Source organism: Stenotrophomonas sp. YJH_SMC_12-1, from assembly GCF_059370935.1.
Window position 1 is genome coordinate 539,478 of the sequence record NZ_JCAFUD010000002.1, and the last position, 13,660, is coordinate 553,137.

A 13,660-nucleotide genomic window follows, 5' to 3' on the forward strand; every position below is an offset into this window, starting at 1 on the left:
TCGGCATGCAGGTCAATAGGTGATGGTCACCTGCACCACATCGTTGTAGATGCCGGCCGGGGGCTGGCCGGTGACCGGCGGCACCCGGCCATGGATCGTGAGCTGCTGCGCGCTGCCACTTCCGGTGCCGCCAACGGTATCGACGTTGAGGGTATTGCCCCAGCGCAGGCTGCGCGCGGCATCGCGGTACAGCTCGTAGGTGAGGTAGTAGGTGCTGCCGCCGATGGTAGTGGCCATGCGCCGCGTGCTGGTGGCGGCGGGGTTGTTCTGGCCGTTGTTGAGGCTGACCTGGTAGGCCGTGTTCTTCAGGCAGGTCAGGGTCAGGGTGGCGGTCCGGTCGATGTTGGCGGGAATGCCGCCGGTGACGTTGCCGAAGTCCATGTTGGTGGTGACGTAGCTGCCGCACTGCGGCAGCACGTTGGCGGTGGCGGTGAAGCTGAAGGCGTTGCTGATGCTGTTGGTGCCGGTGGCGCCGCCGTTGCAGTTGGCGGGCACCGTGGCATTGCCGAGCAGGACCTCGTTCCAGGCCCAGGTCAGCACCACGTTGGCGCCGTTGAAGGTGCTGCTGTAGGCGCCTGACGCCAGGATCTGATTGGCGGGGATCTGTGCGGACAGCTGCGTGGTCTGCGTGCCGCTGCCGCCGGTCAGGGGCACGTTGTAGGTCAAGGTCAGCTCCTGCGCCGGCGGCGAGCCGCGCGGGGTCAACCCGGTCGCCTGGCTGAAGTTGGAGGTGTTGTAGAGCTGGAAGTTCATGCTGTCGCTGGTGCTGGTCTTCATCGTCCGCCAGCTGGAGCTGCTGCCGCCGCCGCTGCCGGCGCCGATGCCCACGCAGACCCGCACGCCGGTAGTGGCCAGCACGCTCAGCGCGGCAGTGGTGCAGGTCACGGTGATGTTGAGCGTGCCGGTGGTTGCACCGGGGGCATTGCTGTTGACGTTGCCAAACGGCAGCGTCGGGTCGGCGACGGCGGCGCACACCGCGACGGCGCGGGCCGGTGCCGCCGCCAGCAGGCCGGCGACCAGCAGCAGGCCGAGCAGCAACGTCCTCATGGCGCTACCTCCGGGATGCACGCCAGCGGTGCCGGCTTCGGCCGCGCGCCGGAAGCCACCACCTTGGGCACGTCCGGTACCTTCACCCTGCATTGCCCGCGGCTGGTGGTGATGTACAGCACGCTGCCGGCGGAAACGTCTTCCAGGTACAGCAGCCCGTCATAGCCCACCAGCGCCTGTCGCCCGTCCGGCAGCTGCACCTCGCTGCCGACCTCCAGCGGTTGCCCGTCCATGCCGTGCAGGGTCAGGTTCAACGACGGCCGCGAACGCAGCGCGAAGGTCACGCGGGTGCCCGCGCGTTGGCGGGGTGTCACCCAGTCTTCGATGCGATCGGCGCGCATGTCCTCGGGCAGGTCCAGGGTGTCGATGGAGACGCGGTTGCGCTGCCAGGACAGCAGTGGGCTGACCAGCAGCAGGCCGCGACCATCGGTCACGCCGATCAGCCGGTTTTCCAGCCGCACCGGCACGCCGCCCACGCCGTTGGTGCTGATGACTGCGAACGCGTCGGAGACTTCGCGGGTGGCGAAGGCATGCCCGCCCATCCACACCAGGCTGCCACTGGCGCTGGCGTAGGCATAGTTCAGGCCGCCCTGGCGCGAGGCGCCGAATGAGTAGCGACCGACGTCATTGAGGATGCCGACTTCGGCCAGGCCGCCATTGCCGTCCTCGCCATGGCGCACCTGCGCGCGCCAACCGACGCCACCGGCGCTGCCGTCGCCGGGCACCGGCTGGGTCACGTCCGCTACCCAGCTCTGGCTGTCGCCGTTGCGCTGGCTGGAGAGGCTGGCCTGGCGGTTGTTGCCCAGGCTGGCGGTGACCGACAGGTAGATGCTGCGGTCATCGCTCTTGTCCAGGTTCTGGTTCACCGACAGGTAGGCCGACCACCGCTGGCTCCAGGTGCGTGACCAGAACAGGCTGGCGTAGCGGTTGTCGTCTCCGTCGGGATAGCGCAGGCGCAGGTAGCTGGCGCTGAGCGTGCCCAGCCGCAGCAGATCGGCGCCGACCGTGGCCTGTTCACTGATGCTCGGCGGCAGGTTGCCCTGCAGTGCGCCCAGGTCGCGGTAATCGCCATGGCTGCGCACGCTGCGCAGATGGAAATTGAGTCGGCGGTTGTTCCAGCTGTAGCCCAGTGCCCATTGCCCGCCCCGCAGTTCGTGATAGTCACTGTGCGCATAGGCGGCGTTGAACACGCCCGCGCCGCCGAGCAGCCACCAGCCGCCGATGCCGGCCTGGGCCAGGCCGCCGCCGCCTTCGGCATGTGCTTCGCCGGTAAATGTGTCGCTGATACCGCCTCGCCAGCTGGCACTGGCCACGGTGCGATCGTCGTAGGCGAAGGAACGCTGGCCGAAATCCTCACGCAGGCGGCCGACGCCGGCCGACCAGTCCGACAGGCCCTTGGCCAGCAGCTGCTGGGCGCCATAGAAACTGAAATCCAGCGTCTGCATGCGCCCGAATGCATCGGTCACCACCACCTGTGCGCTGCCGGTGCCGCTGATGCCGGGTTGCGCGGCCAGCTGGAACGGACCGACCGGCACCTGCCCGCTGTACTGGCGCAGGCCATCGACGTACAGCTCGACCGTGGACGGCACCACCGCCTGGCCGAGGAAGCTGGGCGTGGGGGTGAGTACGCGATACGGCTGCAGGCCGTAGTTGCGGCCTATCTGCAGGCCGCCCAAGCGCACCGGACGGGTCCAGTCGACGAAGCCGCTGTAGAAATCGCCGACCTCCAGCGTCATCGCCTTGTCGGGGAAATCCAGGCTCCAGCGCGTATCCAGGCGCACGCTCTCACCGCGCCAGCGACGGTCGCCGGGCTGCTGGTAGCGCCGGCTGATCGCTGTGTTCTCGACGGTGCCGTTGCCGATCCCGAACAGGCGCAGCTCCGAGCTGAGGCTGAGGTTGCCGAGCATGTCGACCCGGCTGCCATACACGTCGTAGTTCAGCAGCAGGCCGGGCGAGGCGGTGCTGGCCGGTGCCCGGGTCTGCGGCTGGCTGAGCACGGTGGTCGGCAGGGTCAGCTGGTCCAGCGGCACGTCCAGGGCCAGGGTCTGCATATGCGCGTCGTAGCGCACAACCGCCCCGCTGATCTGGTCCAGATAGACCGGCGCATCGCCGCGGGCGCTGAAGCCGAGCTGGCGCAGCACTTCCGGACTGGCCTGCAGCCGGCCACGGGTTTCAGTGAATGGCAGCAGGCCGCGGGGCGTGCTGTTGAGCGAGACGTCCAGGTACAGGGTCTGGCTGGCGGTCAGGGGCGTGGGGGCGGGCAGGATCGCGTCGGCCGACACCCCGGAGACGTCCGCAGCCCCGGCGGCAGCCACGCCGGACACATCGGCGGCTTCGGTCGCCGCAGGAGCCAGGGCAGCAAACAGCGCGCCCATCAACGCCTCAGCGAGCCGGTGGTGGCGACAGCGGCGTCTGTTCCGACTCGCCATTGAGCTTGGCCGTGATCTGGTCGTTGTCGCGGTCGATGGCCGTGCGCTCGATCGGCCAGCGCATCACCTGCCCGGGCAGTACATAGCCCAGCAGGCCGGGGTGCACGATGCGCGGGCGCTGGACGCTGCCCAGCGCCAGGTCGGCGATCTGTGCATAGCTGTTGCCGGTGTTGGCCACCTCCACGCCGTTGCGTCCGTCGTCCAGCCGGACCAGGCTGGCCTGCAGGCGCGGCGCCAGCTTTCCGCCCGAGGGTTGCACGAACACTGGAATCGAATAGCGCAGCACGAACTGCATGCCGTTGGCACGGGTCGCCAGATCAGGCACCTCGTCGACGATCAGCCGGTAGTACTGCTGTGCCGCAGGCGGTTCGTGGTTCGGGCGCATGACCCGTACCAGCTGCTGCTGGCCCGCGCCCAGTTCCTGCATCGGAGGGGTGGCCAGCAGTTCCTCGGTGGGCAGCAGTTGTTCCTGGCCATCCTGCTGTACCCAGCGGAAGACCCGCACCTGCAGCCTGACCGGCGAGGTGCCACTGTTGGTCAGCCACAGTTCGCCGGCGCGCTGGCGGGCCTCAAGCTGCAGGCTGGTGGGGGCGACCTGGAGGCTGGTGGCACCGGCAGGGGCTGCGGCCAGCAGGGAGAGGGCGAGCAGCGCCACGCCGGTGGCGCGCCACGGGCGGGGTCCGGCCATGCGGGCGTGCTCCATCAATAGGTGATCGTGGCGGTGACCGTATCCAGGTAGTTGCCGGTGGCCGGGTTGTTGGTGCTCAGGTTCAGGATCTGGCCGTAGACGATGTAGGGCACGGCCAGGCCAGTGCCGATGCCGGCCTGGGTGTTGGTGCCCGAGGTCGCACCCCAGACCAGGGTATGTGCGGCGTCCTGGTAGAGCTGGTAGCCAACGAAGTTGTTGGCGGTCACCGCGGCGTTGGTGTTCTTCATCCGGCGGGTGGTGACGTCGTTGGCGGTGCTGGCATTGGCGCCCGCGTTCAGCGAAATCGTGTACGGGGTCAGGGCCGAGCATTGGGCGGTCACCGTGCCCTGGCCCAGGGTGGGGGTCGCCGTGGTCGAGGCCGCCGTGCCGAAGTCAACGTTGGTGGCCGCCGCCGCCGTGATGGTGCAGGCCTTGGTGACCACCAGGGTCACGTTGAAGGTCGTGGTGTCGGCGGCCAGTGCGGGGCCGGCCAGCAACAGTCCGGTCAGGACCCAGGCGAGCGGTGAGCGGAACGTGGATCGCATGGACAACCTCCCTGACCCGAAGGTCTGTTGAACAAGGCGAAGGCGGCAGGTTCGGGGCCGCTTTGACAACGGTCGTGGCCAGCTTCTGCGGGTAAGTGTCTGTAATCCGTGATAAACAGGCGTGCGAAAGGGTGGAGATCGTCACGCTTTCACTTTCCTTGCCGGAACCGTGCATGCCCCGGATCGCCAGTTGGGTGGCGTTCGTTCAGATTGCAGCGGGATCGGCGATAATGGGCGCCATGAGCGTGAATCTGAAAACCCCGCAGGAAATCGAGATGATGCGCATCGCCGGCCGCCTGGCCAGCGAAGTGCTCGACATCGTCACCCCCCACGTCAAGCCCGGTGTCACCACCGAGGAGCTGGACCGCATCTGCCACGACCACATCGTGAACGTGCAGGGCGCGATTCCGGCCAACGTCGGCTACCGCGGCTTCCCGAAGACCGTGTGCACCTCGGTCAACAACGTCATCTGCCACGGTATTCCAAGCGAAGGGAAGGTGCTGAAGGATGGCGACATCATCAATATCGACGTCACCGTCATCAAGGACGGCTGGCACGGCGACACCAGCCGCATGTACTTCGTCGGCACGCCGTCGGTGATGGCCCGCCGCCTGGTGGAAACCACCTACGAAGCGATGTGGCGCGGCATCCGTGCGGTGCGTCCGGGCGCAACCCTGGGCGACATCGGCCATGCCATCCAGAGCTATGCCGAAGGCGAGCGTTTCAGCGTGGTGCGCGAGTACTGCGGCCACGGCATCGGCAAGGTCTACCACGACGAGCCGCAGGTGGTGCATTACGGCCGCCCGGGCCAGGGCCTGGTGCTGCAGCCGGGCATGACCTTCACCATCGAACCGATGATCAACGAGGGCACCCGTTACAACAAGGTGCTGCCGGATGGCTGGACCGTGGTGACCAAGGACCGCAAGCTGTCGGCGCAGTGGGAGCACATGATCGCGGTCACCGAGACTGGCGTCGACGTGCTGACGCTGTCGCCGGGCGAGTCGCAGGTCTCCTGAGGATGCTGCCGGCGAGTTCGCTGCTGGACACGCCGGCCGCGTCGCTCAACGACCCGGACTGGGCTGCTGCCGCGCGCCAGGCGCTGCAGCAGGCCGACGCGCGCCTGTACCGCCGCTTCGACCAGGGCGACAACATCGAGCGCCTGCTGGCGCTGCGCGCGCGTGCCGCCGACCATCTGATCCGCCTGGCGTGGCAGCGCTGCCTGCCAGTCGATAGTGGCCTGTCGCTGTTCGCGGTGGGCGGCTATGGGCGCGGTGAGCTGTTCCCGCACTCGGACATCGACCTGCTGGTGTTCGGCGGCCAGCCGGCACAGCTGGCGTACGAAGCGGCACTGGCGCGCCTGTTTGCGCTGCTGTGGGATTGCGGTCTGGCGGTCAGCCATGCGGTGCGTTCTGCATCCCAGTGCCGCGAGGCGGCGACGGACCAGACCGTGCTGACCGCGCTGATCGAGGCGCGCCCGATCCTGGCTGATGATGCGGCGCGCCGCGCGCTGCGCGAGGCCATCGACGACCGCGAACTGTGGCCGGCACGCGCGTTCTTCCTGGCCAAGCTGGAAGAACTGCGCAACCGGCACCAGCGTTTCGGCGATACCGCCGACAACCTGGAGCCGGACCTGAAGGATGGTCCCGGTGGCCTGCGCGATCTCAACACGCTGGGCTGGATGGCTCTGCGTGCCTTTGGCGTGCGCGACCTGGAAGCCCTGGTCGGGCTCGGCCATCTGGGTGCCGACGAAGCCGCGGCGCTTAAGCGCGAACGTGCGGTGCTGGCGCGGTTGCGCTTCGGCCTGCACCTGGTAGCACGTCGCCCGGAAGAGCGCCTGCGTTTCGATTACCAGAAGACCCTGGCCGCGCGCTTGGGCTTCGAAGACGACGCCGAGAACCTCGGTGTCGAGAAGATGATGCAGGGCTTCTACCGCGCCGCGCTGGTGGTGCGCCGGATCAGCGACCGCCTGCTGCAGCGCTTCGAGGAACAGTTCGATGGCGAAGCGCAGCCGGAGCCGCTGACCGTGGGCTTCTCCCTGCGCCGCGGCTACCTGGCCGCCAACGAGGCCGACTGGCCGCGTGGCGATATCGGCCAGGTGTTTGCGCTGTTCTCCAGCTGGGCCAACAATCCGCAGGTACGCGGCCTGCATTCGCTGACGGCGCGCGCGCTGGCCGAAGCGCTGCCGCTGCTGCCGGCCTACGACCAGGCCGACACCGACGCGCGCGAGCAGTTCATGACCCTGCTGCGTGGCCAACGCCCGGTCGATACGCTTTCGCGCATGGCGCGGCTGGGCGTGCTCGGCCAGTGGATTCCCGCGTTCGCCCAGGTCAGCGGGCGCATGCAGTTCGACCTGTTCCATGTCTATACCGTCGACCAGCACACGCTGATGGTCCTGCGCAACATCGGCCTGTTCGCCAGCAGCCGTGCCGACGAACGCTTCTCGATCGCCCATGAAGTCTGGCCGCGCCTGCGCAAGCCGGAGCTGCTGCTGCTGGCCGGCCTGTTCCATGACATTGCCAAGGGCCGCGGCGGCGACCATTCCGAACTGGGCGCGGTCGATGCGCGCGCGTTCTGCCAGGCGCATGCGCTGAGCACGTCCGATACCGAACTGGTAGCGTGGCTGGTCGAACAGCACCTGCGCATGTCGGTGACCGCGCAGAAGCAGGACATCGCCGACCCGGTGGTGATCCATCGCTTCGCCACCCTGGTGGGCAGCCGCGACCGCCTCGACTATCTGTACCTGCTGACCTGCGCTGATATCGCCGGCACCAGTCCGAAGCTGTGGAACGCGTGGAAGGACCGCCTGCTGGCCGATCTGTATTTCGCCACCCGGCGCGCGCTGCGCGAAGGGCTCGAGCATCCGGTACCGGCGGCCGAGCGCGTGGCCGAGGCGCGTGACAGCGTGCGCGCACTGGTGCGCGAGCAGGGTTACGACGACGCCACCATCGACCGCCAGTTCGCCGTGATGCCGGATGAGGGCTTCATTCGCCTGCGCCCTGAGCAGCTGGCCTGGCAGGCCGCCGCGCTGGTACCGGTGAAACAGGGCCAGACGCTGGTGAAGGTGCGCCGCATCAGTGTCGACGACCCGGCACTGGAAGTGTTCGTGCATTCGCCGGACCGCGACGGCCTGTTCGCCGCCATCGTGATGACCCTGGACCGCAAGGGCTACGGGATCCATCGCGCGCGCGTGCTGGATGGCCCGGCCGACACCATTTTCGATACCTTCGAAGTGAACCCGGCCGACAGCTTCGCCGATGGCAGCAGCGCCAACCTGGAGGCCGCGCTGCGCGAGGCACTCAGTGGTGACCTGTCGCGCCTGCGCCCGTCGCGTCGGGTGGTGCCACGCCAGCTGCGCCATTTCCGCTTCGCGCCGCGCATCGAGTTCCGCGATGAACCGGGCGCAACCCGTTTTGCCCTGGTCGCACCCGACCGCCCCGGCCTGCTGGCCGACGTGGCGTTCGTGCTGCGCAACCAGGGCCTGCGCGTGCATGATGCACGCATTGCCACGTTCGGCGAACGCGCCGAAGACACCTTCGTGATCAGTGACGAACACGACCTCCCCCTGACTGAACCTGCCCGGCAGCAGCTGCATGACGCGATGCTGGCCTGCCTGGACCCTGATCGAAACGCCGGAGACCCCGCCTGATGGCCACCAAGCCTGTTAAGAAGACTGCTGCCACCGCCAAGAGCGCAGCGGCCAAGAAAACTGCCGCCGTGCCGGCCGCGAAGAAGGCTGCCGCGCCGAAGAAAGCCGCGGTGGTGAAGGCGCCGGCGAAGAAGGTGGCAGCACCGAAGAAGGCCCCGGCCAAGAGCGCAGAAGCCGCACGCGCCGAAACCATCGCCCGCAAGTCGCTGCGCAAGCCGGCCGCGCCGGGCGTGGAAGAACTGAAGTTCGGCATCGAAAGTGCCTTCGAACGCCGCGCCACGCTGACCCTTCACGAACTGGAAGGCTCGACCAGGCCGCTGGTCAACCGTGTGATCGACGGCCTGGAAAGCGGCGAATTCCGCGTTGCCGAACCGGACGGCCACGGTGGCTGGAAGGTCAACGAGTGGCTGAAGAAGGCCGTGCTGTTGTACTTCCGCGTCAACGACATGGCCGTGGTCGACGCACGTCCGGCGCCGTTCTGGGACAAGGTCGAATCGCGTTTTGCCGGTTATGACGAAGCGAAGTTCCGCCGTGGTGGCGTGCGCGTGGTGCCGGGCGCCATTGCCCGCCGCGGTACGTACTTCGGCAAGGACGTGGTGCTGATGCCGAGCTTCACCAACATCGGTGCCTATGTCGGTGAAGGCACCATGGTCGATACCTGGGCCACCGTGGGTTCGTGCGCGCAGATCGGCCAGCACTGCCACCTGTCCGGCGGTGCCGGCATTGGCGGCGTGCTGGAACCCCTGCAGGCCAGCCCGACCATCATTGAAGACCACTGCTTCATCGGTGCGCGTTCAGAAGTGGTGGAAGGCGTGGTGGTCGGTCACCACAGCGTGATCGGCATGGGCGTGTTCCTCAGCCAGAGCACCCGCATCTACAACCGTGCCACCGGCGAGATCACCTACGGCTACATCCCGCCGTACAGCGTGGTGGTGTCCGGCTCGCTGCCGAGCAAGGACGGTACGCATTCGCTGTACTGCGCGGTGATCGTCAAGCAGGTTGATGCCAGGACCCGCAGCAAGACCAGCGTCAACGACCTGCTGCGCGGCCTGGCCGACTGAAGGTGGCTGCGCCGGAGGATCTGGCGCAGTCCGCGATCTACCGGCATCCGTCCGACACCCTGTTGGGGCGGATGCTGCCGCGCCTGCTGCACGCCATGCGCTGGACCCGGCTGCGCCGCGCACTGTCGCGGCGCTGGCCGATGCCGGCGCCGCCTTCGGTGGCCATCAGGCCCTCCTGCGTTTCCTCACCTGCCAGGACGAGGCCATCGCCCGCACCTGCGACTGTCGCTGGGCCAGCACCCGCATCGCGCTGCCGGTAGGCCTCGACAGCCTGCAGCCGCTGCGCCTGGAACGCGAGCTGCAGTGCCCGCGCCTGCAGGCGATGGGCGTGGCGCTTGCATCGGGCCTGGCCTTCCGCTTGCCGAGAGTGCCGTTCCGGGTCGTGTCCGAGCGCCTGTTGTGAGATTCTGGCCCTCTGTTTTCCAGCATCACAGATGGCCATGAGCACCACTGTCTACGGTTTGAAGAACTGCGATACCTGCAAGAAGGCGACCAAGTGGCTGGACCGCTTCGGCGTGCCGTACACCTTCGTCGACTACCGCGAGAACAAACCCAGCCCGGAAATGCTGCTGGCGTGGGCAGCGCAGCTGGGTGGCCTGGCCGCGATGGTGAACAAGTCTTCCACTACCTGGCGGCAGCTGCCGGACAACCGCAAGGCCGCGGACTCCGAGGCCGAGTGGAAGCTGCTGCTGCGCGAGTATCCGCAGCTGATCAAGCGCCCGCTGGTGGTCACCGCCGACGGCACGGTCAGCCAGGGTTTCAGTGACAACGGCTTCAAGGCCCGCTTCGGCGTGGGTGCCGCGTGAGCGCGGTCCTCGACCTGACCTGCGAGCTGATTGCGCGACCTTCGGTAACGCCGGACGATGCTGGTTGCCAGGCGCTGTTGGCGGCGCGGCTGAAGCAGGCCGGATTCCAGTGCGATCATCTGCGTCTGGGCGACGTTGACAATCTGTGGGCGACCCATGGCCAGGGCGCGCCGGTGCTGGTTCTGCTGGGCCACACTGACGTGGTGCCCACCGGCCCGCGCGAGACCTGGACCAGCGACCCGTTCACCCCACAGATCCGCGATGGCGTGCTGTATGGGCGCGGTGCCGCCGACATGAAAGGCAGCGTGGCGGCGTTCGTGGTGGCCGCCGAGCAGTTCGTCGCCGACCATCCCGACCATCCCGGCACGCTGGCGGTACTGCTGACCAGCGACGAGGAGGGCGATGCCATCGATGGCGTGCGCCACGTCGCACGCCTGTTCGCCGCACGCGGGCAGCGCATCGACTGGTGCATCACCGGTGAGCCGTCGTCGACCGCGACGCTGGGCGATCTGCTGCGCGTGGGACGTCGCGGCAGCCTGTCGGCCAAACTGCGCATCCAAGGCGTGCAGGGCCACGTGGCGTATCCGGAAAAGGCACGCAACCCGATTCACCAGGCGGCGCCGGCCCTGGCCGAACTATGCGCGCGGCGCTGGGACGACGGCTACGAGAGTTTCCCGCCGACCAGCCTGCAGATCTCCAACATCCACGCCGGCACCGGTGCCAACAACGTGATTCCCGGTGAGCTCGAAGTGGATTTCAACATCCGCTACAACCCGCACTGGGATGCGCCGAAGCTGGAGGCGGAGATCACCGCACTGCTGGAACGGCATGGCCTGCAGTACACGCTGAAGTGGCATCGCAGCGGCGAGCCGTTCTACACCCCGGAAGGCACGCTGCGCGCCGCCGCGCGTGCGGTGCTGGCCGAGCACATCGGCCGCGCGCCGGAAGAAAGCACCGGCGGCGGCACCTCCGATGCACGCTTCATCGCGCCATTGGGCGCCCAGTGCATCGAAGTAGGCCCGGTCAATGCCAGCATCCACCAGGTGGACGAGAACGTGCGCGTGGACGATCTGGAAGCGCTGCCGGGGCTGTACCAGCGGCTGGTGGAACGGCTGCTGGTGTGACGATGGTGGATGCCGACCGTTGGTCGGCACACCTTCCGCGCAGGACTGTAGCCGGGCCCTGGTCCGAAAAGATGAATAACGGCGGCATGATCGCCTTTTCCCAGTAGCTTGGCGCGGCCATGTAGAAACGCTGCGCCTGGGGCCGGGCGAACAAGCCGGCCGCCGCTGGCAGGGCCGAAGGCGGGTGAGGGTCTGGCAGGCGCCAGGCCCAGGCAGGGCAGGGCAACCAGTGCCCCGGTGCCTCGTTGCCGACGCAACTGTTGCGCCGCGCTGGAAACCGGGGTAGGGTCAATGCCATGTCGATCCGCCTGGCCACCGCCGTCAACAACAACAACCGCAATAATCTGCGCGCGAATAATCGTGCGCGGCCGATGCGGGACTGCGCCCTGGGAAGATAGACAGCAACACACGCCCGGACACCAGAAAACCCGCATCAGCCGATGCGGGTTTTTTTGTGCCCGGGCGCAGCCTGCCCGGGCCTGGATGGCCGGTCGAACACCTTCCCACCCGTGAAATTCCCCAACAGGAGCTCCCCCATGTGTTCGATCTTCGGAATCTTCGGCCTGCAGGCCGGTGACGATCTTCCCACCCTGCGCCGCCACGCGCTGGAACTGTCGCAACGCCAGCGCCACCGTGGCCCGGACTGGAGCGGCGTGTACCTCGACGAAGGTGCGCTGCTGGTCCATGAACGGCTGGCCATCGTCGATCCGGCCGGTGGTTCGCAGCCGCTGCTGTCGGCCGATGGCCAGCTGGCGCTGGCGGTGAACGGCGAGATCTACAACCACCAGGCGTTGAAGGCAGCGCTGACCACCACCTACGACTTCCAGACCGGCTCGGACTGCGAGGTGATCAACGCGCTGTACCGCCAGGGCGGCGCGCCGGCGCAGTGGCTGGAACAGCTCAACGGCATCTTCGCCTTCGCGCTGTGGGACCGTGACAGTGGACGCGTGCTGGTGGCGCGCGACCCGGTCGGTGTGGTGCCGCTGTACTGGGGCCACGACGCCCAGGGGCGCTTGCGCGTGGCCTCGGAAATGAAGGCGCTGGTCGATACCTGTGCCGATGTCGCGCAGTTCCCGCCGGGCCACTATTTCGACAGTGCCAGCGGTGAACTGGTGCGCTACTACCAGCAACCGTGGCGTGACTATGCCGACGTGCAGGGTCGCCAGGCCGATCTGGCCGAACTGCGCCAGGCCTTCGAGCATGCAGTGGAACGCCAGTTGATGAGCGACGTGCCGTACGGCGTGCTGCTGTCCGGTGGCCTGGACTCGTCGCTGGTGGCGGCGGTAGCCGCGCGCTATGCACGTCGCCGCATCGAGGATGGCGGGCAGACCGAAGCCTGGTGGCCGCGCCTGCATTCGTTCGCGATCGGCTTGAAGGGCTCGCCCGATCTGGCTGCCGCTGCCATTGCTGCCGAAGCGCTGGGTACCGTGCATCACGGCTTCGAGTACACCTTCGAGGAAGGTCTCGATGCGCTGCCGGAAGTGATTCGCCACATCGAAACCTACGACGTCACCACCATTCGCGCCTCGACGCCGATGTTCCTGCTGGCGCGGCGGATCAAGGCGATGGGGGTGAAGATGGTGCTCTCCGGCGAGGGCAGCGACGAGATCTTTGGTGGCTACCTGTATTTCCACAAGGCGCCGGATGCGCGTGAATTCCACGAGGAGCTGGTGCGCAAGCTCGACGCGCTGCACAACTACGACTGCCTGCGTGCCAACAAGTCGATGATGGCCTGGGGCGTGGAGCCGCGCGTGCCGTTCCTGGATCGTGAATTCCTCGACGTGGCGATGCGCTTCGATGCCGCGCACAAGATGGTCGGTGCCGGCTTTGGCGGTCGCCGCATCGAAAAGGCGGTGCTGCGCGAGGCGTTCGACGGCTACCTGCCGGACAGCATCCTGTGGCGTCAGAAGGAGCAGTTCAGCGATGGCGTCGGCTATGGATGGATCGACGGCCTGAAGGCGCATGCCGAGGCGCAGGTGAGTGACCGCGTGCTGGCGGCGGCCGACAAGCGCTTCCCGCACAACCCGCCGCAGACCAAGGAGGCGTATTACTACCGCCACCTGTTCGAGCAGTTCTTCCCCAGCCGTGCGGCCGCGGAGACCGTGCCCGGCGGCAAGTCGATCGCCTGCTCGTCGCCGGCGGCCATTGCCTGGGACGCCAGCTTCGCCGCAGCTGCCGACCCTTCGGGACGCGCGATCGCCGGCGTGCACGAGCAGGCACTGGCCTAAGCCCCAAAAAGGGGACGGAGGGGATTAAGTCGTTAGTGGCACAAACGACTTAATCCCCTCCGTCCCCTTTTTGTATGATCGCCCCC

At 67.6% G+C, this 13,660-nt stretch carries 11 protein-coding genes; 7 read left to right on the forward strand and 4 right to left on the reverse strand.

Annotated elements, in window-relative coordinates; translation table 11 throughout:
* Positions 1 to 12: 12 nt before the first annotated feature.
* Genes AC5P8Y_RS06035 through AC5P8Y_RS06050 form a run of 4 tightly spaced genes read right to left on the reverse strand, consistent with a single transcriptional unit; the run spans position 13 to position 4,709 of the window.
* Positions 13 to 1,047: a Csu type fimbrial protein gene (locus AC5P8Y_RS06035; RefSeq protein ID WP_164133219.1), complete on the reverse strand. Its 1,035-nt coding sequence runs from the start codon at positions 1,045 to 1,047 to the stop codon at positions 13 to 15.
* On the reverse strand, positions 1,044 to 3,422 hold the full coding sequence (locus AC5P8Y_RS06040) for a fimbria/pilus outer membrane usher protein (RefSeq protein ID WP_164133218.1): 2,379 nt from the start codon (positions 3,420 to 3,422) through the stop codon (positions 1,044 to 1,046). Before AC5P8Y_RS06040 ends, AC5P8Y_RS06035 begins: the two co-directional genes overlap by 4 nt.
* A gap of 7 nt (positions 3,423 to 3,429) precedes the next feature.
* Entirely contained in the window at positions 3,430 to 4,179 is a 750-nt protein-coding gene (locus AC5P8Y_RS06045) for a fimbrial biogenesis chaperone (protein WP_049402561.1), read from the reverse strand.
* Positions 4,179 to 4,709: a Csu type fimbrial protein gene (locus tag AC5P8Y_RS06050; RefSeq protein WP_005412747.1), complete on the reverse strand. Its 531-nt coding sequence runs from the start codon at positions 4,707 to 4,709 to the stop codon at positions 4,179 to 4,181. Before AC5P8Y_RS06050 ends, AC5P8Y_RS06045 begins: the two co-directional genes overlap by 1 nt.
* A gap of 173 nt (positions 4,710 to 4,882) precedes the next feature.
* On the opposite strand from AC5P8Y_RS06050, the gene map reads away from it, so the two are divergent.
* The 7 genes from map (at position 4,883) to asnB (ending at position 13,574) form a co-directional block, all read left to right on the forward strand.
* A complete protein-coding gene (map, locus tag AC5P8Y_RS06055; protein WP_005408754.1) occupies positions 4,883 to 5,725 on the forward strand; it encodes a type I methionyl aminopeptidase in 843 nt (280 codons plus the stop codon).
* Between the two features lie 20 nt (positions 5,726 to 5,745).
* Complete coding sequence (locus AC5P8Y_RS06060; protein WP_447608955.1) at positions 5,746 to 8,355, forward strand: [protein-PII] uridylyltransferase; 2,610 nt, start codon at positions 5,746 to 5,748, stop codon at positions 8,353 to 8,355.
* Entirely contained in the window at positions 8,355 to 9,416 is a 1,062-nt protein-coding gene (gene dapD, locus AC5P8Y_RS06065) for a 2,3,4,5-tetrahydropyridine-2,6-dicarboxylate N-succinyltransferase (protein WP_005408756.1), read from the forward strand. Before AC5P8Y_RS06060 ends, dapD begins: the two co-directional genes overlap by 1 nt.
* Complete coding sequence (locus AC5P8Y_RS06070) at positions 9,358 to 9,819, forward strand: hypothetical protein (protein WP_239502935.1); 462 nt, start codon at positions 9,358 to 9,360, stop codon at positions 9,817 to 9,819. The genes dapD and AC5P8Y_RS06070 overlap by 59 nt, the downstream gene beginning before the upstream one ends.
* A 31-nt stretch (positions 9,820 to 9,850) precedes the next feature.
* Positions 9,851 to 10,222 (forward strand): arsenate reductase, encoded by a 372-nt coding sequence (locus tag AC5P8Y_RS06075; RefSeq protein ID WP_172958409.1) that lies wholly within the window; start codon positions 9,851 to 9,853, stop codon positions 10,220 to 10,222.
* The gene (gene dapE, locus AC5P8Y_RS06080; protein WP_049402563.1) at positions 10,219 to 11,346 is read left to right on the forward strand and encodes a succinyl-diaminopimelate desuccinylase; all 1,128 of its coding nucleotides are present in this window, start codon (positions 10,219 to 10,221) and stop codon (positions 11,344 to 11,346) included. Before AC5P8Y_RS06075 ends, dapE begins: the two co-directional genes overlap by 4 nt.
* Before the next feature lie 536 nt (positions 11,347 to 11,882).
* Positions 11,883 to 13,574: an asparagine synthase B gene (gene asnB, locus AC5P8Y_RS06085; RefSeq protein ID WP_005408760.1), complete on the forward strand. Its 1,692-nt coding sequence runs from the start codon at positions 11,883 to 11,885 to the stop codon at positions 13,572 to 13,574.
* The last annotated feature ends 86 nt before the right edge of the window (positions 13,575 to 13,660 follow it).

What these genes read in the sequence shown, in the direction of transcription:
- AC5P8Y_RS06035 (WP_164133219.1), bottom strand. Translation starts at nt 1,047, where the DNA reads ATGAGGACGTTGCTGCTCGGCCTGCTGCTGGTCGCCGGCCTGCTGGCG.
- AC5P8Y_RS06040 (WP_164133218.1), bottom strand. Translation starts at nt 3,422, where the DNA reads ATGGGCGCGCTGTTTGCTGCCCTGGCTCCTGCGGCGACCGAAGCCGCC.
- AC5P8Y_RS06045 (WP_049402561.1), bottom strand. Translation starts at nt 4,179, where the DNA reads ATGGAGCACGCCCGCATGGCCGGACCCCGCCCGTGGCGCGCCACCGGC.
- AC5P8Y_RS06050 (WP_005412747.1), bottom strand. Translation starts at nt 4,709, where the DNA reads ATGCGATCCACGTTCCGCTCACCGCTCGCCTGGGTCCTGACCGGACTG.
- map (WP_005408754.1), top strand. Translation starts at nt 4,883, where the DNA reads ATGCCCCGGATCGCCAGTTGGGTGGCGTTCGTTCAGATTGCAGCGGGA.
- dapD (WP_005408756.1), top strand. Translation starts at nt 8,355, where the DNA reads ATGGCCACCAAGCCTGTTAAGAAGACTGCTGCCACCGCCAAGAGCGCA.
- AC5P8Y_RS06070 (WP_239502935.1), top strand. Translation starts at nt 9,358, where the DNA reads ATGCCAGGACCCGCAGCAAGACCAGCGTCAACGACCTGCTGCGCGGCC.
- AC5P8Y_RS06075 (WP_172958409.1), top strand. Translation starts at nt 9,851, where the DNA reads ATGGCCATGAGCACCACTGTCTACGGTTTGAAGAACTGCGATACCTGC.
- asnB (WP_005408760.1), top strand. Translation starts at nt 11,883, where the DNA reads ATGTGTTCGATCTTCGGAATCTTCGGCCTGCAGGCCGGTGACGATCTT.